The organism is Viridibacillus arvi, assembly GCF_001274945.1.
Taxonomy (GTDB): Bacteria; Bacillota; Bacilli; order Bacillales_A; family Planococcaceae; genus Viridibacillus; species Viridibacillus arvi.
Genome location: NZ_LILB01000005.1, coordinates 547,543 through 571,240 on the forward strand (window position 1 = coordinate 547,543; position 23,698 = coordinate 571,240).

Annotated in this window: 22 protein-coding genes and 1 pseudogene; 6 read left to right on the top strand and 17 right to left on the bottom strand. The window is 34.0% G+C overall.

Annotated features, from left to right (window positions below):
• Nucleotides 1-5 precede the first annotated feature (5 nt).
• The 9 genes from AMD00_RS11915 to AMD00_RS23255 form a co-directional block, all read right to left on the bottom strand.
• Complete coding sequence (locus AMD00_RS11915; protein WP_053417283.1) at nucleotides 6-284, bottom strand: hypothetical protein; 279 nt, start codon at nucleotides 282-284, stop codon at nucleotides 6-8.
• A gap of 48 nt (nucleotides 285-332) precedes the next feature.
• The gene (locus AMD00_RS11920) at nucleotides 333-1,118 is read right to left on the bottom strand and encodes a class I SAM-dependent methyltransferase (RefSeq protein ID WP_053417284.1); all 786 of its coding nucleotides are present in this window, start codon (nucleotides 1,116-1,118) and stop codon (nucleotides 333-335) included.
• A 430-nt stretch (nucleotides 1,119-1,548) separates the two neighbouring features.
• On the bottom strand, nucleotides 1,549-2,241 hold the full coding sequence (locus AMD00_RS11925) for an AIM24 family protein (protein ID WP_053417285.1): 693 nt from the start codon (nucleotides 2,239-2,241) through the stop codon (nucleotides 1,549-1,551).
• A gap of 77 nt (nucleotides 2,242-2,318) precedes the next feature.
• A complete protein-coding gene (locus tag AMD00_RS11930) occupies nucleotides 2,319-2,768 on the bottom strand; it encodes a DinB family protein (RefSeq protein ID WP_053417286.1) in 450 nt (149 codons plus the stop codon).
• 510 nt (nucleotides 2,769-3,278) lie between these two features.
• On the bottom strand, nucleotides 3,279-4,949 hold the full coding sequence (locus AMD00_RS11935; RefSeq protein ID WP_053417287.1) for an acyl-CoA dehydrogenase family protein: 1,671 nt from the start codon (nucleotides 4,947-4,949) through the stop codon (nucleotides 3,279-3,281).
• The gene (locus AMD00_RS11940) at nucleotides 4,946-6,451 is read right to left on the bottom strand and encodes a class I adenylate-forming enzyme family protein (RefSeq protein WP_053417288.1); all 1,506 of its coding nucleotides are present in this window, start codon (nucleotides 6,449-6,451) and stop codon (nucleotides 4,946-4,948) included. Before AMD00_RS11940 ends, AMD00_RS11935 begins: the two co-directional genes overlap by 4 nt.
• The gene (locus AMD00_RS11945; RefSeq protein WP_245639509.1) at nucleotides 6,444-6,833 is read right to left on the bottom strand and encodes a MerR family transcriptional regulator; all 390 of its coding nucleotides are present in this window, start codon (nucleotides 6,831-6,833) and stop codon (nucleotides 6,444-6,446) included. Before AMD00_RS11945 ends, AMD00_RS11940 begins: the two co-directional genes overlap by 8 nt.
• A 156-nt stretch (nucleotides 6,834-6,989) precedes the next feature.
• Complete coding sequence (locus AMD00_RS11950; protein WP_053417290.1) at nucleotides 6,990-8,018, bottom strand: NAD(P)H-dependent flavin oxidoreductase; 1,029 nt, start codon at nucleotides 8,016-8,018, stop codon at nucleotides 6,990-6,992.
• A 13-nt stretch (nucleotides 8,019-8,031) separates the two neighbouring features.
• The gene (locus AMD00_RS23255; RefSeq protein WP_157059241.1) at nucleotides 8,032-8,193 is read right to left on the bottom strand and encodes a hypothetical protein; all 162 of its coding nucleotides are present in this window, start codon (nucleotides 8,191-8,193) and stop codon (nucleotides 8,032-8,034) included.
• A gap of 238 nt (nucleotides 8,194-8,431) precedes the next feature.
• Between AMD00_RS23255 and AMD00_RS11955 the strand changes: the two are divergent.
• Nucleotides 8,432-9,204, top strand: a pseudogene (locus tag AMD00_RS11955) (GNAT family N-acetyltransferase).
• A 52-nt stretch (nucleotides 9,205-9,256) separates the two neighbouring features.
• Nucleotides 9,257-9,475 (top strand): DUF3006 domain-containing protein, encoded by a 219-nt coding sequence (locus AMD00_RS11960; protein WP_053417291.1) that lies wholly within the window; start codon nucleotides 9,257-9,259, stop codon nucleotides 9,473-9,475.
• 213 nt (nucleotides 9,476-9,688) lie between these two features.
• Here the strand turns inward: AMD00_RS11960 and AMD00_RS11965 are convergent, their stop codons facing one another.
• The 6 genes from AMD00_RS11965 to AMD00_RS11990 form a co-directional block, all read right to left on the bottom strand.
• On the bottom strand, nucleotides 9,689-10,657 hold the full coding sequence (locus AMD00_RS11965) for an ABC transporter ATP-binding protein (protein ID WP_053417292.1): 969 nt from the start codon (nucleotides 10,655-10,657) through the stop codon (nucleotides 9,689-9,691).
• A complete protein-coding gene (locus AMD00_RS11970; RefSeq protein ID WP_053417293.1) occupies nucleotides 10,650-11,633 on the bottom strand; it encodes an ABC transporter ATP-binding protein in 984 nt (327 codons plus the stop codon). The genes AMD00_RS11965 and AMD00_RS11970 overlap by 8 nt, the downstream gene beginning before the upstream one ends.
• 15 nt (nucleotides 11,634-11,648) lie before the next feature.
• The gene (locus AMD00_RS11975) at nucleotides 11,649-12,530 is read right to left on the bottom strand and encodes an ABC transporter permease subunit (protein WP_157059289.1); all 882 of its coding nucleotides are present in this window, start codon (nucleotides 12,528-12,530) and stop codon (nucleotides 11,649-11,651) included.
• A 39-nt stretch (nucleotides 12,531-12,569) separates the two neighbouring features.
• Nucleotides 12,570-13,490 (bottom strand): glutathione ABC transporter permease GsiC, encoded by a 921-nt coding sequence (gene gsiC / locus AMD00_RS11980; protein ID WP_053417295.1) that lies wholly within the window; start codon nucleotides 13,488-13,490, stop codon nucleotides 12,570-12,572.
• Between the two features lie 76 nt (nucleotides 13,491-13,566).
• Nucleotides 13,567-15,144, bottom strand: a complete 1,578-nt coding sequence (locus AMD00_RS11985; RefSeq protein ID WP_053417296.1) for a glutathione ABC transporter substrate-binding protein — start codon at nucleotides 15,142-15,144, stop codon at nucleotides 13,567-13,569.
• Between the two features lie 17 nt (nucleotides 15,145-15,161).
• Entirely contained in the window at nucleotides 15,162-16,187 is a 1,026-nt protein-coding gene (locus tag AMD00_RS11990; RefSeq protein WP_053417297.1) for an asparaginase, read from the bottom strand.
• A gap of 520 nt (nucleotides 16,188-16,707) precedes the next feature.
• Here AMD00_RS11990 and AMD00_RS11995 point away from each other — a divergent pair.
• Nucleotides 16,708-18,432, top strand: coding sequence for a helix-turn-helix domain-containing protein (locus AMD00_RS11995; RefSeq protein WP_053417298.1), 1,725 nt, complete (start codon nucleotides 16,708-16,710; stop codon nucleotides 18,430-18,432).
• A 51-nt stretch (nucleotides 18,433-18,483) separates the two neighbouring features.
• On the opposite strand, the gene AMD00_RS12000 is transcribed toward AMD00_RS11995, so the two are convergent.
• Together AMD00_RS12000 and AMD00_RS12005 are read right to left on the bottom strand one after the other, a co-directional pair.
• On the bottom strand, nucleotides 18,484-19,668 hold the full coding sequence (locus AMD00_RS12000; RefSeq protein ID WP_053417299.1) for an amidohydrolase: 1,185 nt from the start codon (nucleotides 19,666-19,668) through the stop codon (nucleotides 18,484-18,486).
• Nucleotides 19,669-19,678: 10 nt separating this feature from the next.
• Entirely contained in the window at nucleotides 19,679-21,208 is a 1,530-nt protein-coding gene (locus tag AMD00_RS12005) for an AbgT family transporter (protein ID WP_053417300.1), read from the bottom strand.
• A 501-nt stretch (nucleotides 21,209-21,709) separates the two neighbouring features.
• Here AMD00_RS12005 and AMD00_RS12010 point away from each other — a divergent pair.
• The 3 genes from AMD00_RS12010 (at nucleotide 21,710) to AMD00_RS12020 (ending at nucleotide 23,451) form a co-directional block, all read left to right on the top strand.
• A complete protein-coding gene (locus AMD00_RS12010; protein ID WP_053417301.1) occupies nucleotides 21,710-22,414 on the top strand; it encodes a class I SAM-dependent methyltransferase in 705 nt (234 codons plus the stop codon).
• Between the two features lie 251 nt (nucleotides 22,415-22,665).
• Nucleotides 22,666-22,980, top strand: coding sequence for a hypothetical protein (locus AMD00_RS12015; protein ID WP_053417302.1), 315 nt, complete (start codon nucleotides 22,666-22,668; stop codon nucleotides 22,978-22,980).
• Between the two features lie 123 nt (nucleotides 22,981-23,103).
• A complete protein-coding gene (locus AMD00_RS12020) occupies nucleotides 23,104-23,451 on the top strand; it encodes a DUF3139 domain-containing protein (RefSeq protein ID WP_245639510.1) in 348 nt (115 codons plus the stop codon).
• Nucleotides 23,452-23,698 lie beyond the last annotated feature (247 nt).

A 23,698-nucleotide genomic window follows, 5' to 3' on the forward strand; every position in this document is an offset into this window, starting at 1 on the left:
GAACTTCACAATTCCAAATTCTTTTCATGGCTACTCAAAAAACCTCTTTTTAATTGTAATACAACTAATGAAAGAACTACCGCATTAATAGTATAAAAAATAGCATATATAATAGCCTCTTTCTTTTCATTAACTTCGAAAATCGGCAAAATATTAGGGACTACTAATAAAATAATTGTAACGACAGATGAATAAAAGATACTTTTATGTTTAAAAACTCCAATAAAACTTGAAATGAACACGATTAATAGAGCGAAATAATGATAGTAAGGGATAACTGACACATATTCTCTCCTCTGTGATTTATTTATTACTGATAAACTATAAACGTTTCACTTACATGTTTCACTAACTTTCTTACATACAAAATTCATTGAATAGCTATCATTTGTAATTAGGTTTTCTTGCCAATCTTCATATATTTGAATAACTTCAAACCCATGATTAGCAAGTACTCGTTCCATCTCCTTTGGGTAAACATATCTTAATGTAATATTAGTACTCACTTCATTTACTATATGATTTGTTTCATCCTTATATTTTCGAATTGTTGTATAATATTGCAATTGATTGAGCGCATCATATTTTGCAATTGTAGATACATCTACTTTATATTGCGTTTCATCATCAATATACGAATACCAAAATTCTTCTGTTTCTGGCTGTAGTAATTCTTCAACACTCGGAAATCTCGTATTAAAGATGAAAATGCCATTTTGAAAAAGATGTCTATTAACCGATGATAATAAACCATCTTGGTCTTCGTTCTTTAGAAAATGTTGAAAAGAATTCCCAACAGAAAAAGCAAAATCGGTTTTAAAATTTAATTCTAACTTCGTACAGTCTTGTTGAATCCATTCTATTGGTAAGTTCAGTTTACCGGCTTTCTTCTTCGCTTCATTTAGCATACCTTCATGTGAATCTATCCCTACTATCTTGTGACCACTTTTTGCTAAAGGAATCGTTACCCTACCAGTTCCACATGCAATATCAAGAATTGTCCCTTCAGCCTTTAACGCCCATTTTTGTAGAAAAGGAATATCCTCTGTGTAATCGTTATTTTCCTTATCGTATAATATTGGATTATCATATTCTTCTGTATTGTGTTTTATTGACATATGTAAATCCCCCCCTATTATTTTGATTGTCCCATATTTTCAAAATTATTACATTAATAATTCAGAAAATACTACTGCTATTTTTCTATTTGATGCACTTTGTTCCATTATGATTGATGTAAGTATACACATGAATAAAAAAACCGTGAGAGTAACCCTCACAGTTTTCATTTATATAATCTCTAAAAAAAATTGAACTGTTTTTATAGACCCGTTTATTACTCTTAGAGACAATGCCCCATCCTAGGCTTTCATATATCATAAGCACAAAAAAACGGAGTTCCATAGACTCCGTTTTTTCAATAAAGCTATTATTATTTTGTTGTCATGAGTTTAGTACCTAGCCCTATAAATACAAGGCCTGATAGAGACTTTTTCCATTAGCACCTCTTCGGGCAGCTCAAGAGTTTTTTTATACGCTTCAAAACCTTTAACTCTGTGTTTGCATATAAACTTCTTCATACGGCTGAATAATTACAAAACCGTCTCCTTCAAACCTCATTTGGATTGATTCTCCACTACCTCTTCCAATAAAGGTTTTTAGTGAAATATCCGTTTGAAATTCAGGTTGAAGGTTTCCCGACCACGCTACAGTTGCATTTGGATCTGTAATAACTGGTTTTCCTGGTGTTACTCGTAATGTTAGCGGTTCATAATGGGTTGTAATGGCAATCATACCCGTTCCTTCGCACCGAACATTAAACAAACCACCTGCCATCATACCTGCTACTTTTCTCATAAGCTTGATATTGTGATTAATAGATGGTTCAAATGCAAGTAGGTCATTTCCATTTACATAAATTGCTTCGTTCTGTAAATATAGAATAATGATTTTTTTCCCACTGTCAGCAAGATACAACTTTCCTTGACCATTTGCTTTCATGAGCGTAGCACCTTCACCAGTCAAAGCCTTTTTAAACATAGCCCCAATGCCATGTTCTAAAATACCCTCTCGCTCAAATTTAATTCTTCCATGATAAGCGACCATAGAACCTGCCTTAGCCCAAACGAGTCCATCAAGATTCACTTCTAGCAAACGAGGTGTCTCTAATTCAAAAAATCCTTCTCCTTTATCTTCTTGCTCAGTATTTTTAATAAACTCAGTTATCGAATATTTATTCATGCTATACACCCTTTCATATTTAAAATACACATGCTGCATATATAAACTAGATCTTGAAAAAGACTAATTTGAAATCCCTATCTCACAAATGTAATAAAATCAATATTAACTGGTTCTATACCCTCTGCTCGAAGTCGTGAGTTAATCTGTCCTCGATGATACTGACCATGCAATGCTATATGAGTTAAAACATCCCTTACTGAATTCTTAAACTCTTTTCCTTTACTGTTCGTGTAGGATATTAATTTATCTAGGTCAGTATTTGCTAAATTAGTAAGAAACGTAGTTAAGCTCTCTTCATTTTGAATAACAAGTTCTGTACAGACTTCTATATCGACATCTGACCAGATAGGCAGTCGTGAACTGTCCAATCCTTGTAATCTAGTTATCCAAACTTTTTCTGCTAATAGAATATGAGAAAATAAACGGAATACATCTTGATTTTCATCTCCAATACTTTGTAATGTTTCAAGAATACGCTGATTAGCCCAATTTAAATGCTCATACATCTTTTGAATAGTTTTCAATGAGAATCACGCCACCAATAATTAAATTTTTCAATTGGATTTCCTCTTTTAAAAATGTATTTCACTCCAATTTGATATTATCATATAATTACATTTATACCACATATAGAAAAATCACTGTATACTTACCTTTAAACAAGAGCTATTTCAAACCATTCAACACTTATTTCTTTTCCTCCTACAAAAATTCACTTTGAACAAATCAATATATAGTCCCTCTAAAGAGAATATGAATGCATTTGTAAGTTATTAATTTTTGAGATGCTATTATTAACTGTTTAATTTGTATTGTTAGAGAAAGCACACTTAATTTTGAGAGTAGCCCTATCTCTTCAAACTAAAATAAAAAAAATCTCCTTTCTCTTAAAAAGGAGTAAATGACTAAGTTTGGCATTGTAACAATTGCCCACAATTTAATGAAAATAGTGAAAAACGAAAAATCCCCAAAGAAAAACAGTACGTTTTTCTTTGGGGATTTTTTTAGGGTCATATTAGACAGACCCACTTCCTTTATACAATCTCTTCAAAATATTGCACCGTTTTCATCGGGTCTCCTATTTCCCTTAAAGACCACACCTCATCTAAATACACTTCAGCAAGTTTCTCATATCTTCCACCATGTTTTTCTGCCCATTCGATTGCAACTACACTTTCATAAACATGCGCCATTTTCTTAGCTAATTTTTTCGCCTCAAAACTTTGTATATCGGGATCTAAATTCGCGAATTTAGAAAGTTCTTCTGTTAATATTTTTAGCTGATTAACGACAATTTGTTTTTGCTCATTGTTTGAAATTTGCTGTAGGCGTTTTTGCATAACATTCGTGAACACAATATGTGCAGAGTATTTATTTACTAGACGGATTAATTCTAATCCTAGAATATTCGCAGTACCTTCCCAAACCGTAAGAACTTGGGCATCACGTAATAATCTTGGTGTCACAAAATCCTCAATATAGCCATTTCCACCATGCATCTCAATTGCTTCGTGCGCAAAATGAATTGCTTGCTCGGCTGTTTCCTTTTTCATAATAGCGATATACAAACGATTCAATATCACTTCTTGTTCAGTAGCTTCACCCGCTGTTACTTTTTCATACAGTCCAATCAAATCAAACACGGTTGCTACTTCCACATGAAGTGTTGCTGCGAGCTTACTTAATGTATCTCGTACCATTGGAAAATCGGCCAATCTCTTGCCAAATGCATTTCTACGGGTTGCATATTCTTTTGCCTCAAGTAATGCTCTGCGCATAATGCCAATAGATGCAACCGCATTACAAATCCGTGAGAGATTTAAAGCTTCCATCATATAGTAAAACCCTCTAGTAGGATCTCCTACAACAAAAGCTTCAGCTCCATCAAATTCTACTTCACCTGAAGGTACTGCCCTAACACCTAGTTTATCTTTCAGACGGCGAACACGTAAATGATTAACTTCGCCGTTGTCCTTACGCCAAGGTACTGCAAATAATGTTAACCCTTTCGAACCTCCTGGTGCCCCTTCAATACGTGCAAGCACCATAGCAACTCCGCACATTCCAGCATTCGATGCGAAATATTTTTCACCATATAATCGGTAGTTGTTGCCTTCTTTTATTGCTTTTACAACATTTGCACCAACGTCTGAACCACCTTGTCTTTCTGTTAAAAACGTAGCCCCTTCAAATAATGGACCGTCCCCTGTAGAACAAACCGGTGTTAAAAAACGCTCTTTTAACTCTTCATCTGCATAATTGTCTAATAAATAAGCTGTAGCCATAGTTAAAGTAACAGGACAATAAAAACCCGGCTCAGCATGGGATAATAAATAGCCTTGTGCAAAGCTATATGTGTATTTCCCTTTCACTCCAAGCGCTGGAATCTCCTTATGCACAAAGCCTACAATCCCCGTATCATAAGTTTCTTGTATAGTTTTTTTATAGCCATCATTAACCCACACTTCAGAAACCTCTTCACCATATTTATCATAGCGTTTCAATTTTGGTTCGCCTTCACGATCAGTATGTTTTGCACGTAAGTCGATTTCGTTAGCACATAATTCACCAAAAACGGTTAATTCTCGATTAGCAAAGTCTAAAAAATCTGCATCTAATGTTTTTTCTAATATAAGTTGTAAAGTTTGATTATCATGAAAGAAGTTTCGTGATGTTTGTTCAGTTACATCTTGTAATACTTTCATTGAACTACACCTACATTTCTTAGAGGCTGTTTCAATATCTTCCCTGATGCATTTCTTGGTAGTGCTTCGACTTGTTCAAATAGCCTCGGCACTTTAAATTTAGCTAAATGCTCAGTTAAATAAGACTTCAAGTCCTCTACATCGACTTGTTCGGCTGAAGCAAATACAACTTTTACAGTTTCCCCCCATTCAGGATGAGGAACTCCTACTACTGCAACTTCATGAATACCAGCATACTGCAATATTTGTTCTTCAATCTCTTTTGGATAAATATTAACCCCACCTGAAATAATTAAATCTTTTTTTCTGTCAACAACCCAAATGTACCCGTCTTCATCAAATTTAGCTAAGTCACCAGTTTTCAACCAGTCACCTATAAATGCTGCTTTAGTTGCCTCTTCATTTTTATAGTAACCTAGCATATTACCTTCACCTAATAGAACTATTTCACCTACTTCTCCTACTGCTACATCCTCACCAATATCGTTAACTATACGTAGTTCTGTATGTAGCGGTGAACGGTGTCCTATGCTCCCTGCCTTATTTTCATGTTCATGTGCCATTAAAATCGAACCACTTGGCCCTGCTTCTGTTAAACCATAAACACATACCAAATTGTCAGTTTTAAAAGCCTGTTGTATGAACTCTATTTCTTTTTTAGATACGGGTGCACCACCATATACCCACCATTTCATTGAAGAAAGGTCAGCATCACTTAATTTTTGATTTTGTGCTGTTAATAGATATGCAACCGGTGCTCCAAAGAAATGCGTCGTCTTCTCTTCAACAACCGTATCGATGAAAAGATCTGGTGTGAAAGTTGGTGTTAATACCGCTGTTGCTCCAACAATCATTCCGGCCATTAAAAATAAGTGTAAGGGAGCAGAGTGACTAAGTGGCATCATAAGGAGTAACCTGCTCTCTGGTTTCATCTCCATTTCTACACAGATCATCTGGGCAACTGTTAATATATTTCGATAACTGAATAGCACACCCTTTGGATTACCAGTCGTACCAGAAGTATAGAGTATAGTTGATTCATCATCTTCTTTTAAAGAACAATTTATTTCGTTATCTTTACTAGTAGCTACTAATTGCTCAAAGCTTAACCATCCATCTTCTTCAGCACCTGTTTTAATTAGTAAACCTGGATTTTGTAGCTTTTCGACTACAGGAAATAATAGCTCATGAGCAATGAAGGCGGTTGCATCTGAATGTTCGACAATATATTCCACTTCTTTTGTGGAAAACTTTGCATTGATTGGTACAATTACAGCTCCTAAACGCTGTACTGCAAAATAGCTAATCATAAATTCCACAACATTTGGCATAAATAAGACAACTTTATCTCCCTGTTTAATTTGCTTTTCTTGTAAAGCATTAGCAAATTGATTAACTAGTTGATTTAACTCTTTGAAATTGACTCTCTTGCCTTGACTCACAACAGCTTCCGCATGTGGATACTTTCTTGCATTACGCGTTAATAATTGTGAACTATTCAATATAACTGCCCCCTTTTAAACTATTTAATTTTTCAGTAAAATCAAGATGCATAGTTTCCAATTCATCTCGAATTTCCTGTAGCTCCCTCATTTTTTCATCAATTTCTGCCATTTTTAATTTTCCATATGCAACTGTTCTTTCAAGTTGTTTCTTACCTGTTCGATCCTTGTCAAATAGTAAAACCATTTCTTTGATCTCATCGAGTGAAAACCCGTATTTCTTACCTCTGAAAATCAGCTTTAGCTTTGCATAATCAGAATTTGTGTAAATTCTTTTTTTTGCATCTGTCCGTTGAGGAGACAATAAACCGAGTTCCTCATAATAGCGAATTGTCCGTGTTGTTACATCGAATTCTTTTGCAATATCTGTAATTGTCCTCAATAGCGCCACCATCCTAACAAGAACTTAGAAGCAGTATATCATTGACGTTAACGTAAATTTCAACCATTAGCTGCTCTAGTTTTCTATGAAAATACAACAATTCATTAAACGAAAGGCGCACTACAAAAATGTAGTACGCCTAATAATTAACCTAAATCAATAGTCTTCACTTATAAAATGATGCACAATATCTGCTACCGTCCCGGGCTTGGCCAAATTCAGATTTTCACCAGCCCACATTGATAGATATTCCGCTTTACCTTGCTCACCTGCTACTTTACGTAATTCCTTAGTTAAATCATTTTGAACTGGATAAGGAGCAATCGATTGATTTGCCATGTAAGTCATAAAATCATTTACAATTCCTCTAGCAGCTTTCCCTGAAAAGGCGGTAGTTAAAGCTGTAACATCTTTTTCTGATTGTAAAATCGCTTCTTTATGTAGTGGATGTGCGCCACTTTCCTCAGTTGCTAATAACGCCGTCCCAATCTGAATAGCTGCTGCTCCTTCATTAAGGAATTCAAGCATCTGCTGTTTTGTCATAATACCCCCAGCAGTAATAATGGGTATCTTTATTTTGCCGATTGTATTTTTAAGTAACTCCATTGTTGGAATTAACGTAAGGGGCTCTAAAAACGTCCCACGATGACCACCTGCTTCGCCACCTTGTAAAACAACAGCATCTAATCCTGCTTGTTCCACCGCAATTGCTTCCTCTACAGTCGTAGCAGTACCAATGCAATAAGTCTCATGTTTATGTAAATAGGAGATTGTTTCTTGATCTGGTATTCCAAAAGTAAAAGAGCAAATTTTCACGCCTTCATCAACGACAACTTTTACCTGCTCCGCGAACTCACTTGAAGATAACACTACCTTTTCTCCCGATAACCCAAGTTCTTGTCGAAATGGCTTTAATGCCTCGTACGCTTGTGCAATTTGTTCTTCCGTAGCATCAACTTGTTCTGGTACAAACAAATTTACTGAAAAAGATTTGTCAGTCAAAGATTTTACTTCTCGAATACAATTTCTAGTCGCTTCTGCAGTTAAATATCCAGCACCAATCGAACCTAAAATACCTGCATTTGCACTTGCTGCTACAAATTCAGACGTAGTCACTCCAGCCATCGGTGCTTGCACGATTGGCTTATCAATCCCTAAAATATTTTGAACAAACAAAGATTCCATTACTGACTCCCCTTTAAGTTTTTTTCTCACTTATTAATAATGCGCCTAATATCGTCAGCGCTAATCCCCCCCAAGATAACGCTTCACTATACTCAATATTACGAAAGAAAAATTTCCCTGCTATAGTTAGTATACCAAGGAACACTACAATGGACCCTACTATTTTGCGATTCATATTATCACATTCTTTCTGTATGGCATTCCATTAAATTTATTATAACGAACTGCCAATATTTTATCATTTATATATCCTATACAATTCTCTGCTAAAGTTACATATTATTATTCATTTTCTCTACAATTCGAGTTGAAAGTTCAATACTATATATGTTTATTTTTCTAAAATGGAAAAATAATGATAATATTGATAAAAAGGGTTTTTTACGATATTTTGTAGAGAAAGTAGGAATTGAATGATTTATGAAGCTGATATCAATGTAAGAAAAAAGTTAGTACCAATGTTCGAAAATATGCATAGTACTATTATTCTTTCATGTCTGCAAGGACATATGGGTACTGCTTGGGTAGACGACCTTGAAAATCCAAAAGTAGCACAAATAACGGTGGGGATTTTTGTATTTTATGCTGGAAATCCTAATACAAAGGAAGCTGAAGAACTATTATTCAATCTGCCTGAGTATACACTTGCAATTGTTAATTCTGATGAGTGGAAAATACTAATTGAAAAAGTACATAACGGCTCTATAGAAAAATTCCAACGTTATAGATTTGAAAAGGTTCCTGAACATCTAGACATGAGATATATAAAGAACTTACTATCTCTACTACCTGAAGGTTATGAACTAAAAAAATAGACGAGGCCATAGTGAATGAACCATCTCTTCATGAACTTTCTGAAGACTTTATAAGTCAGTTTAATTCTATAGAAGACTTTATAGATAGAGGCGTAGGTTTTGCTATTTTAAATGAAGGGAAAGCTGTATGTGGGGCCACATCATTTAGTATTTATGATAATGGCATTGAAATTGAAGTTGCTACACACCCTGATCATACAAGAAAAGGCTTAGCAACAATAACAGCTTCTGCCTTGATATTAGATTGTCTTAGCAGAGGAATATATCCTAGTTGGGATGGTGCTAATATAGAATCTGTTAAATTAGCACAAAAGCTCGGATACATTTTTAAAGAGTCTTATGATACTTACTTTATTGATTATCAAAAATAAGCCTAAAAGTTATTTTGTATGTTTTTACTCTATTTTAAAGGAGTGACACAGCATGAAGAGAGGGATCATTGATCATTTTGAAGGGGACATTGCTGTTGTTGAATTTCCAAATAGTATGAAAGATTTTTTTCTTACTCAATTACCTATAGGTGTTCAAATAGGAGATATATTACTGTTTGAAAATGGAGAGATTATAATCGATTCAGAAGGAAAAAAACTATTGGATAAAGAAGTAGCTGATTTGATGGATGAGTTGTTTGAGGATGATTAATCCAAACTTCAATTCTAATAAAAATAGCATTTAGAACTTAATTTCATCATAAAACATAGTTCCTCTTACTTCTTGTTTTCATGTTACCTTTTTGTAGATTTCGATTTTAATTCGTCGGAGAAAATGTGAAAAAGTTAATTTCAAGGACGTTTTTTAGTTTTACATTTAACCCCCTATTTCAAAAAATAGGGGGTTATTATTTAGCAAAAATATTTATTTGTTATACAAATGGCAGGCAACAAAATGATTGCTTTCTACTTCTTTAAGTTGAGGTTTTATAGTTTTGCATGATTCCATTACAAGTGGACATCTAGTATGGAACACACAACCTTTAGGTGGATCTGCTGGGCTAGGTATATCACCCTTTAATATAATTCTTTCTTTTTTCACCTTTGGATTTGGAACAGGTATAGCTGATAAAAGGGCTTGTGTATAAGGGTGTAACGGTTCCTTATATAAGCTTTGTTTATCTGCTAATTCAACTATATTCCCTAAATACATTACCGCAATACGGTCACTTATATGTTCTACAACACTTAAATCATGGGCAATAAAAAGATACGTCAGGTTAAAACTCTTTTGTAAATCTTTCATTAAATTTAATATTTGTGATTGAATCGATACATCCAGAGCTGACACAGGCTCATCTGCGACTATTAGCTTTGGATTGAGAGCAAGTGCCCTAGCTATACCAATCCTTTGCCTCTGCCCTCCACTAAATTCATGTGGATATCTGTCAGCATGATAGATATTTAATCCAACAACTTTTAATAGCTCCGTTACTTTAGTATCTATATCCTTTTTGTTATAGCCATGAATAATGAAAGGTTCACGTAAAATCTCTCTAACTTTCATGCCAGGATTTAATGAGGCGTAGGGATCTTGAAATATCATTTGAAATTCTTTTCGTAAATGGCGAATGTCATTTGGAGGCATTTCCACAATATTTGCACCTTCGAAGAATACTTCACCTTCCGTAGGCTCCAATAATTGCATAATCATCTTACCTGTAGTAGATTTCCCACAACCACTCTCTCCTACTATTCCTAAAGTCTCACCTTTATATATAAAGAAATCAACACCATCTACCGCTTTAACAACACTCTTTTTCCCTTTTAGAAAGCCTTTATTTTGCACAAAGTGCTTTTTAAGATTCTTTACTTCTAATAAGATGTCAGTCATTCTTTTCCACCTCACTTAACCAGCAGCGACATGAATGATTTTCTTGAACTCCTTTTAACATTGGGGCCTCCGATAAACACTGTTTCATTACAAAACTGCATCTGGGAGCAAATCTACATCCTGTTGGCATATTTTCAGGAGTAGGTACATTCCCAGGAATAGAATCTAGCCTTTCAGTATAGTTTCCTAGTTTTGGTATGGAATTAATCAATCCCTTAGTATAGGGGTGTTGTGGATTCTCAAATAGTTCTAAAACACTTGCCTCTTCTACAATTTGTCCAGCATACATTACAATGACTCGATCGCACATTTCAGCAACAACGCCTAAATCATGTGTAATCATCAAGATCGAGGTATCACTATTTTTTCTTAAATCTCTCATTAAATCTAAAATTTGAGCTTGAATTGTCACATCAAGAGCCGTTGTAGGTTCATCTGCGATTAATAGCTTAGGTACACAAGACATTGCCATTGCAATCATAACCCTTTGCCTCATACCACCTGAAAGTTGATAAGGGTATTCATTTAAAATATCTTTTGCCCTTGGTATGCCTACTAACTCTAGCATTTCCAAAGCACGTGCTTTTGCAGCTGCCTTATCCAATTTCAAGTGTAGACGAATACCTTCTTCTATTTGTCTACCAATTTTGTATACTGGATTTAATGAGGTCATAGGTTCTTGGAATATCATTGCGATTTGATTTCCTCGTACCGCTCGCATTTCTTTCTCTGATAAATTCAACAAATTTTGATCCAGAAATGTAATTTCACCCCCAACAATCTTCCCCGGGGTATTTTTTAGTAAACGCATAATGGATAAGGAAGTCACACTTTTACCACAGCCAGATTCGCCTACAATACCTAGTGTTTCAGCATTATTAATATAAAATGAAACATTATCTACAGCTTTAACAGTTGCATCGTCACTGATAAAATGCGTTTCTAAATCTGTAACCTCAAGTAATTTACTAACCATCAAGGTAACTCCTTTCTAATCTTTGATTTTCGGATCTAACGCATCACGCAAACCATCACCAAATAGATTAAAGGCAAGTACAGTTAACATAATTGCCATCCCTGGAAAGATTGTAATATGTGGCGCGGAACCTAAATAATCTCGCCCTGCACTTAGCATAGCTCCCCATTCTGGTGAAGGTGGTTGTGCACCCAGTCCTAAAAAGCTTAAACTTGCTGCTGTTAAAATGGAGGTACCTAAACGCATTGTAAAATATACAATAATGCTAGAAATAGCACCTGGGAAGATGTGACGCCAAATGATTCTAAAGTTTTTTGCCCCTAATGATTTGGTAGCCTCAACATACAGTGATGATTTAAGCATTAAAGTATTACTTCGAACGATCCTAGCAAACATTGGTATTGTGAAAATTGCTACAGCAACAACAACATTTTCTAAACCTGGCCCTAATATAGCGATAATACCAATCTCCAATAAGATTCCAGGAAATGCAAAGAGTACATCACAAAATCTCATAATGATGCTATCTATCCACTTCCCATAAAAACCACTAATAAGACCTAAAATAGTTCCTATTACTGCTCCAGCGAATACAGAAATAAATCCTACTAGTAATGAAATTTTTGTACCTACAATAATTCTGCTAAATATATCTCGTCCAAATGCATCAGTTCCAGCCCAATGATCCCAAGATGGTCCTTGCAAAGTCTGCTTATAATCAGCTTTGGCAAAATCAAATGGCGCTATAAAAGGGCCAATAATCGAAATAACTATTAAAAAAATAATAAATACACCTGCAATAAGTGCTAACTTTTGCTTTTTAAATTTTTTCCAAAACTCTTTTGCAGGCGATTTCCCTACTGTCTTTTCATATGATTGCGGTAATACTTCTTCCATAATTTCTAATTCTTTTGTTTTTTGCATTTTTTCGCCTCCTTAAGAGTAACGAATTTGTGGGTTTAAAAATCCATACATTAAGTCCACAACTAAGTTAATAAGTATAAACTCTACCGAAAATAATAAGATTTCAGCTTGGATAATAGGATAATCCCGTGTTGCAATTGCATCGATTAATAATCGACCTAAACCTGGGAAGCTAAAAACGGTTTCTGTAACAACTGAGCCCCCCAGTAAAAATCCAAATTGTAATCCAGTCATTGTTATGACAGGTATCATCGCATTTTTTATTGCATGCCTTTTTACAAGGCTATTTTCTGCAAATCCTTTAGCTCGCCCTGTTCTAATATAGTCTTCTTTTAGTACATCCATTAATGAAGATCTAGAGAATCGGGCAATGATTGCAGCAACCCCTGTTCCAAGCGTAATAGAGGGAAGAATATAACCTCGCCAATCCTCTAAACCACCTGTTGGTAACCAACCCAATTTAACAGAAAATAATTGCATTAAAAGTAAACCTAGCCAGAAAGAAGGGATTGAAATTCCTACAACTGCTATCAACATGCCAGTATAATCTTGCCATTTGTTTCTTTTAACAGCAGATACTATTCCTATCAAAATACCAACAATACATGCCCATAACATGCTCCAAAAAGTTAACCAAAAAGTAGGTATAAACCTGCCTGCTAATTCGTCAAAAACGGGTTTATGTGTCTTTAATGAAGTTCCTAGATCACCCTTCAATAAATTACCTATAAATGTAAAATATTGTTCATGAATTGGCTTATCTAAACCTAAATCCTTCCGAACCAATTCAATTGTTTCTTTATTTGCATCAGGTCCTGCTACTAATCGGGCTGCATCTCCTGGAATCAAATGTACAAATAAAAAAACTATGATCGTAACAATAAACAATATCGGTATCATTCCTAACAACCTTCGAAGCAAATATTGAAGCATTAATGATCATCTCCTCTAACAGCAAATTGAATAATTAAGCGCTATATTTAGTTTATATAGCGCTTAATTTGACTCATTATTCGATTGTTAATTGATCGATAGATAATGAACCATCTGGTAGTAATACCATTCCGTTAATGTTCTTTTTCTTCGCGAAAATCGTATCTGGATTAGATACTGCTACCCAAGGTACATCATTCCATATTGTGCTTTGAATTTCGTTATATGCTTTTGTACGTGCTCCCTCATCTGATGTTGCTAGAGCATCTTTTAGCAATTTATTAACCTTCTCATTTGAATAGTAAGAAATATTATAAGAATTCGGAGGGAATGAATCTCCCCCTAACAATGGTCGAATTCCCCAATCAGCTTCACCTGTTGATGGTGACCATCCGCCAAAGTATAATTCCACCTTAGAATCTTCAGGTTTATCTACTGACCAAAGTGAACTGTCTAGAGTACCACTTTCCATAGGTACTACCTCTAAATCAATTTTCAATTCTGCTAAAGATTGTTGGATAAATTCCATTGCCTTAATATAATTTGATGAATTAGTCGCCCAGACTTTAGTTTTAAAACCTTTTTCTAATCCAGCCTCTTTTAGTAAAGCCTTTGCTTTTTCTACATCATAAGCAAATGGCTCTTGCTCTGAGTAGAACTTTACTTGTTTCCCGATTACAGACGTAGCTTGACTTGCATAACCGTTGTATACAACTTGGATCAACGCTTCTTTATCAATAGCATAGTTTAATGCTTGTCTAACTCGAATATCATCAAATGGTTTTTTCTTAACATTCATAGATAAATAGTTCACAACGATGGAAGGATTATTTTCAACAGACACGTCAGAATTCTTAAGTGAGTCTATTTGCTCCGTTGGTACTGGATATACAAAATCTGCCTCTCCTGTTTGAATCATAGCTGTTCTTGCACCATTTTCAGGAACTGGCTTAAATGTTATAGAGTCTGCCTTTGGACCATCAGCATTCCAATAGCCATCGAATTTTTTCACTTTAATAATATCGCTAGAGTCCCAAGATACAAATTCGTATGGCCCCGTTCCTACAGGTCCCTTACTAACTTCTTTTTTCTTTTCTTCTAGAGATTTCGGGCTATGAATCATTGCCGATGGATGTGCAAAATTATTAATCATTGCAGCAAAAGATTCTTTCAAAGTAAATTTAACAGTGTAATCATCTATAACAGTAGTTTCTTTAATATTAGAAAACAGACTGTATCTTTTTAGAGCGTTGTCTGGATTAGATATACGGTCAAAATTCACTTTTACAGCATCTGCATTGAAATCTGTACCATCTTGAAATTTAACACCTTTTCTAAGTTTAAATGTGAATTCCGTAGCATCATCATTTGCCTCATAGCTTTCTGCTAACTTAGGAATTACTTTCATATCCTTGTCAAAACCTAATAATCCTTCCATCATTGTTTTTTGGACAGAGTTATCAAGTGTATTATTAGAATCATGCGGATCTAATGTTACAAAGTTAGCGCTTACAGCTACAACTAGATCTTTTTTTGCACCTGAATTGCCTTTCGATGAAGATCCTTCAGATGATTTTTCTCCGGAACAAGCTACTAAAATTAGCGATAAAACCAATAACATACTTAATAAAATAAATGACCTTCTTTTAAACATTAAACCCACTCCCCTTATCATTTTGATGTTATATCATCTGTACGATGAAGCATAAATTTAGGTAACACTGTTCCCACTACCTGTTTTCTTACATTTTTTAATGGTGTTTCATGAAATGGTTTCAACGATTCTATTTCTTCTTTAGTAATTAGATTTAATTGTTTCAGTACTTCCACAGCTACAGGATAAACTGCACGACTATTACCATCATCAATCTTAATCGCTATACCAATACCTGTATCAATATGACCAATGCAATATACTGCCTCAGCACCCGCTTTTCCAAACAATTTACCTTTTGTTACGGTCATTAGGCTCGTACAAAATGTATCTGTCCCACCTACCATCTCAGGAGCTGAAGTCATCGCTTGAATAATTTTTTGACTAGCATGTTGTTTAATTTGAGAGAGATTCTGAGGGTTTGACATTCTAGCATATCCTAACGCTATGTTATAAAGAGGTAAGCCATGTACTGGAACGCCACAACCATCTATACCGATCTCAATTTGCTCCCTTGGATATTCACAAACTTCACTAATTGTATCGAGAATTCTTTGCTGAACAGGGTGTTCGAGAAGGAAATAGTTTTCCAGGTCCTCCCCCATAACTTTTGCTGTTAGGAGCATTCCGGTATGTTTGCCAGAGCAATTATTATATATTGCAGTAATTGGCTTACCTTCCTGCAATAGCTTTTTATATTCTTCTTCTATTCTAGGAGGGTGCGCACCACACTTTAGGTTGGAAACGCCCATTAAAGCTGTTTCAAGTAAATTTTGTACTCTTTCTGTATGCATTGGCTCCCCTATATGCGATGCACAACAAAGGGATAGATCTGCATCTTCAAATAAATACGTTTCATCTACCTTTTGTTCAACAATCGGTATAGCTTGAATAGGTTTCATAGATGATCTGGCATATACTTTTTTGTAAGGATTCCCCATCTCATAAAGAAGTTCACCGTGAGAATTTACGATTGCAATATGTCCACTATGTACACTCTCAATAAGCCCCCCTCGGATAACATTAACTAATTCTTCACCCATAAAATTACCCCCTTAATAAAAAAATGTATATTATTCAAAGAGTAAATATACATTTTGTGTATATTAAAACAAATTTCTCTAGAAGTATATGTTTTCGACAAAACCATTGTTGAAATTCCAAAATAACATACCTTTTTCACAGAATATTCTTACTATTTTGATGAGTAATAGTGTTATTGAAAATAATAGGAGACTATAAAATGATGGTCATAAATAAATTATTGAAATCATAAATGAAGATAAAATTGAGGATTAAGGAGACGACATGGAAGGTATCTTTAAAGAGTCAATCTAATTTAAAGATAGTTGTAGAGACAATTCATAGTATTATTTGTCTAAATTATCGGAATAATTATGATAAAATAATAAATACAGGTTATAATCTTGGGTATAACCTGTATTGACATTAATATTGAGCCCATGGGAGCTACAACAATAGAATTATTGTAAAAGCTCATATGTATTTAACTTATTTTCAAGCTAGACATCTAAACCAATTAAAATAAACGGAGTACATTATATGCAAATTAGAGAAACAGGATTAGTAAAGCAATGGCAAGCCTTTATAGAAATTACCAAAAACATTGAAAACACTACAGATGTTCAGAAAATAATTGAAGTAGTTATCGATACAATCGATAAAGTAGATGGTGGTTTCTTACTTTTATGGGATACAACGCAAGAAACTCTCATTATTGAAGCAGCAGTTAATTTTAAAGAAGAATATTATATTCATAGCAGGCTCGCTCCTGGAGAAGGTATATCCGGCACTGTATTTAAAACTGGAAAGACTTTAGCTATCCATGGTGAAAACGAAGTAAAAAAGGCTATGAGGAACATGAAAGAACCTAATTATCAATATTACTTAAAATCTTCAGTTCAGCAAATTCCACCGAAAAGCTGCCTTTCAGTACCTATTACGTATAAAGATACAAAAATCGGGGTCTTAACTTTAGACAATTTCTTCTCAAATGAAGATTTCACTGAAGAAGAAATAGGGTTTGTTGAAGCAATTGCTACTCAAATTGCAATGGTCTTAATACTTGGTCAAAATCTTGAGGAAAAAGAAAAACGTGCACAAACATTAAGTGCAACTTTAGCATCTCATCATAATTTAAATGAAATTATATTAAATGCACGTGATACAAAACAGATTATTTTATCATTAGCTAGTATGATTGACAAAGAAATCTTGTATTTTGATGCAAATGGCCATTATTTTTTTAGTAGTCATAAAAGTACTAATATGAATCTATCATTGATAATAGATTGGATAGACTCATCACTTTATCAATTCCCTTCAAAAAAACAGTATTTTCAAGTTTATTTACCTAACGATATAACAGGATATATTTTCAAAATATCTTCTTTATATGGTATAACCGGTTATCTTCTAGTTATTTGCCCTACAAATTCACTTGATATCTATTCAAAATTAACTTTATCCCACGGCACTGCAATAATGGCTATTGAACAAATGAAGGAGCAAAAAGTTTTAGAGTCAAAAGTCCAAGAAAGAATGGCACTCTTTCGACAATTACTAATTGATCAATCAGTTAAGACATTAAACACGTTTCTTGATGATACATATTTTCAGGCATACTGCTTACTTTCTTATAAACAGGAAGGTTTTAACGACACAAATTATGCAAACCTACTAAATCTAGAAACTCAATATCAAAATAAATTCCAACCAATTGGAAATTGTGTATTTTTTCCTCATAAAGATTCATTAATTATTTTAATTGCCTTAAGAGATCAGCATGAGAACATCGAGAATTCTCTTAATAAATATATTACTCTACAAAATAATGAACGAATTTTAATTGGTCGAATTATCGCTAATATTGGGGAAATATTAGCATCTTATCAGGATCTAGAACTTTTACAGAATACTCAACACTTACTAGATGGAACAATTATTTCATATAAAAAAATTGGAATATATCGTTATCTACTATCCATGTCTTCCATGGAAAAACAATATTTTATCGAAGAAATATTGAATCCTATCTTACCCTCTCAAGAAAACAAACTTACTAAGAACGACTTATTAGAGACACTTATTAATTATTTTCATTGTCATAAAAATGTTGCTCAAACTGCAGAACAAATGCATATGCATCAAAACACAGTCTACTATAGAATCCAACAAATAGAAGAAAAACTTCAACTTGATTTAAACGATAGTCAACATTCTATGAATATACAAGCTGCTTTATTTTTATTTAAACAGCAGCCATAAAAAAATCCACGAGACTATAACTCTCGTGGATTTTCATTTTTATACATTTTATTAGTTGTTCTTGTTTTCAACCAAATATTTCAATGTTGCAGCTCCTAAAGTATTTGCAGCTATTAACATAGAACGCTCATCAATATTAAATCTAGGATGATGATGAGGGAAGACCTCTTCCCAATTCGGATCTTTCGCACCTGTAAAGAAGAAGGTACCAGGGACATGGTTTAGATAATAGGCAAAGTCTTCACCACCCATTACCGGCTCACAAACACGTAGTTCATCCACACCTGGAACTTGTGGTGCTAAATCCATAATGAATTCCGTTTCTTTCGTATGATTCACAACAGCAGGATACCCACGTACAAAATTATATTCATAATCTGCTTTTGTTAAATAACATGAAGCTTTTAATACTTCTTCAATCTCTTTTTCCAATAAATCGCGCGTATCCTCATCAAATGTACGAACCGTACCTTTCATATAAACAGAATCTGCGATTACATTAAAAGGATTTAGTGCTTCAATATGTCCTATTGAAACTACAGCTGGTTTAATCGGGTCTACTCGGCGAGCTACTAATTGCTGCAGATTTGTGATAAATTGAGCAGCAATAACAATTGAATCCTTTGTATTACTTGGATCAGAGCCATGTCCGCCCTTTCCTTTCACAGTAATATAGATGCCATCAGCAGCTGCCATTAAAGGACCATCTTTTATCATTATATTCCCTAATGGTTCAGGAGCCCATAAATGCGTACCAAATATAACGTCTACTCCTTCTAAACAACCATCTTCTATCATTGCAATTGCCCCACCAGGAGCAAGTTCTTCAGCGTGTTGGTGGATAAATACGATCGTTCCTTCCAACTCAGCTTGAAGCTTATTTAATACTTTGGCTAATACTAAAAGTGTTGCCGTATGTCCGTCATGTCCACATGCATGCATAGCGCCATCTACTTTAGATTTATAAGGGAGATCATTTAGTTCTTGAATCGCTAAAGCATCAAAGTCTGCTCGAAGTGCGACAGTCTTACCTGGTTTTGCCCCATGTAATTTTGCAACTACACCTCGACCGCCTACACCTTCAGTTACTTCATGCCCAAGGTTTCGATGATATTCAGCAATATATTTTGGCGTATTTACTTCTTCGAAAGATAATTCCGGATTTTCATGTAGGAATCGTCTAATTTCTATCATTTCACCATAGTTCTCTTTCAATAAATCAAATAATTTTTCCATTTATATTCCCTCACTTTAAGTAGATTGAATCACCAGGTCCAAGTGGTAATCCTAATAAGAACCAAATACTAAATAAGATAATCCAGCCAATTGCAAATATAACTGAGTATGGTAATAAAGCAGAGATCAACGTCCCCATACCGATATTCTTGTCATATCTTTTTGCAAATGCTAATAAAATTGCAAAATATGCAAGCATTGGTGTTATCGGATTCGTTATCGAATCCCCTACACGATAAACAGCTTGTGTTAATGCTGGACTATAATCTAAATACATGAACATTGGAACAAAAATTGGTGCTAATAATGCCCATTTAGCAGAAGCACTTGCAATTAACATATTTATGCTTGCGCATATTACGATAAAGCCAATTATCATTGGTAAACCTGTAAAATCCATCGCTTGTAATAGTTCGGCACCTTTAATCGCTAAAATCGGGCCTATATTACTCCATCCAAAATAAGCAATCATTTGAGCTGCTACAAAAGCTAATACAATAAATGAAGCCATATCTGAAACAGATTTAAACATTTTCTCTGCGACATCTTTGTCACTCTTAATATTTCTTGTAACAATTCCATAAGCTAAAGCAGGCAACAGGAAGAAAAATAACATGATTGGTACAATGCCCGTCATAAACGGTGAAGATAAGAATCCACCTGTTTCAGGGTCACGCAAAATACCATTAGATGGTACAACTGCAATTAATAGAATAATAACATATATTGCTGTGACAATACCTGCCCATTTCAAACCTTTATTTTCAAGAGGAGTAATAGGTTCAAGTTTTTCTAACTCACCTTTAAATTCTCCAAAACGTGGAATCGTGAATTTATGTGCTACAAATGTTCCTAAAGCAACTAAAACAAATGTTGAAGCAATAAGGAAATAATAGTTCATTGTTGCTCGACCAGTATATTCAGGATCTACTAACTGTGCTGCAGATTCTGTTATACCAAGTAATAGAACATCAAGAGAACTAATTAACAAGTTAGCACTAAAACCTCCCGCAATCGCGGCATATGTAACGACTAAACCAACAAGTGGATTTCGTCCAATACTCATAAAGATTAAAGCAGCTATTGGTGGTAAAACTATGAATGCTGCATCTGCAGCTACATTCCCTACCAATCCTGTTAATATTAAAAAGGGAATAATCATTTTCTGTGGAGCACTCATCACAGATTTTTTCATCAATGCTGCGATCAAACCTGTTTGCTCTGCTAAACCGATACCAAGCATTGAAACAATTACCATTCCAAGAGGTGGGAATGATGTAAAATTGGACTGCATTTCACCTAAAATACGTATTAAACCTTCTTGATTAAGTAAATTGATAACGGCAATTCTCTCATCTGTCCCAGGTTTCACAGCCGAAACATTCAACTTTGCCATTATCCATGACAACCCCAAGATTAAAAACGCCATTATGACGAAAAGCGTCACAGGATCGGGTAATTTATTACCTGCTTTCTCTACTCCATCTAAAAATCGTTCAATTATCTTCTTTTTTGGCCTCTTGCTCATCGTTTTCGTCATCGGAAACGTCTTTTTTCTGAATATTTAAATGATAATGAATAATTAGTGATATTGATATAGTGTAAAATATGAAATTTACTTATTGTTTTTGGAAATTTCTCTAAAAAGATAAAAGTATGTATCTTCTTGTATCATTTCGAATACCAAAAATAAGTAACTATGATTATAAATTTGCTTCAAACCTGCTTAATTTAGCACTTCTACTGAAATATTATTGTAATAATTGTAAAAATGGATTCTCTTGCTAAATAAGAGGCAGCCCCCTAAGAACCATTTATTAATATTCTCTTTTAGTTATATAAACTTATCGTACAATTCATCTATATTTTCAATTGAGTAGCATATAAGAGATCCTATGTTTGTTTAAACAGCTTTTAGATGGACTATCGACTGTTAATCCCCTTTACTTTTAATGTTTAATTAATGTGTTTGTAACCATATAATACCAAATATTTGATAAGCTAAATTAGTAACATAAATCAATCAAAAGGGGGAGAAAGCATGGCGAACATCAATAATTATGAGGATTTAAAAAATATGTTAGATAATTTACTTCGAGAACCCGAACAATTTTGGGATGAGTTTTATTCAGATCGTGAAAAGAGTATTCCTTTTTTTGAAAATAAACCAGATGAAAACCTAGTCAGTTATTTTAACCAACAACTGTTAAACTCTGGTAATGCATTAGAGTTGGGATGTGGACCTGGTAGAAATGCAATATACCTAACTGAAAAAGGGTATAAAGTAGATGCAGTAGACTTATCTATTGAATCTTTAAAATGGGCTAGGGACAGAACAATTGAAAAAAATATTACAATCAATTTTATTAATCAAAATATTTTCGATTTAAATATAGAAGAATCAAAATATGATCTAGTTTATGATTCAGGTTGTTTTCATCATATTGCACCACATAGGAGAATGGATTACATAGATTTAATTAAAAAATCGCTTAAGCAAAACTGTTACTTTGCTATTAACTGTTTTATCGAAGATGGACCTATAGGAGGTTCTAGTATTTCAGATTGGGAAGTGTATAGCATAAAAAGTTTACGGGGCGGCTTAGGATTTACAGAAGAAAAGCTAAGAAGGATTTTTCAGGACTTTGAGTGTGTTGAAGTACGAAATATGAGAGTTGCTGAATCAAATGAACCCGTTTTTGGTGTTGATGGATTACTTACTGCTATCTTTCAGAAAAAGTTCTGAAAGCAGATAACAAAAAGTCTCTCCAACCTGTAACATTAAAGACAAGTAATTGTACATGATGATTTACTACATCATAACTTGTTTATAATGTTGCATATATTATAAAAATGTACACTACTAAATTCAATTTTAGTAGTGTACATTTTTTATTTTGGTAACATTTCTACTAGGATTCATTAAAGTGTAGTAATTTACAATTACAGGAATAAAAGTTAATATAAAGCGAATTTTCTTTTGTGAGGTGTTAGTAATTGTATTGGTATAAGTATTGTCCAAAACATATTGAAAGCAAATATTTATCGGTATTTAGAGCAAACCAACCGTTCCTTCTCTTGTCAGATTATTACTATGATTGTTTAGAAAGAATCAATAAGAGTTGCAACATCTTATTTGAAATGTTTACACCCTTTTTCAAGTGGTTAGAGGAAGAAAGTAATTATCAAGGTAAACGAGTCCATTGGAGTGATTCAGAAGAAAAGATACGAGTAGCTGTTGAGGATTATTTGATGTATGAAATGAACTGTAAGGTTCGTGATAAAGATTCGTTTGGTGAATTCAACAAATAAAAGCCCTTATGCAATTAGCCGTTTTTTATCAGCGTTAAAATCATTTATAAGTCTATGATTCGATAGTCAGCAACATATAAATACTTACCATCGTAATCCTAACTTTATTCGGAGGTGACATATTTGCGTAAAATAAAAAAAATTATAGCGATAATTCTACTTGTACTTATCCTTGTTTCTGCTTTAAAAATCCAAAATATTAGAACTACTTACGAAGAGAGAGTGCGTAGTTATCTCTTGAATGAACAGGGCTATGAAAAGACAGAAATTAAATCTATTAAAACAAAATATAATTTTAAAATGCCTCCATTCTATACAATAGTAATTTTTGAAGATGAGCCTTTTGTTAAATATTCTTATTTTGCTCACAACAAAGGCAGAGTAAAGCAATTCGAGTATACTCTTACAGAAGAGGCGAAAAAGAGAGGTATTGATGAATCTAAATTAAAGTATTATGTCCCTTATGAGTAACATCCATTGCTGTACAGAAGAAAAAAGCCACTTTAAAAGTGATTTCTTACAGACTTTTATACTTCTGGATAGGATTTTACCTTTGCGTATATAGATTAAAGATTAAACCGTGAGTTACTTCAAAAAGAAAACTGTAAAAGCAAAAACTTCTTAATAAAAAAACCGATCCACTCGACTTAGTTGAGAGGATCGCTTTTTCTTTACTATTTTTCTTTCACTACATAGAACTGCTACTTAAACCTTTGCG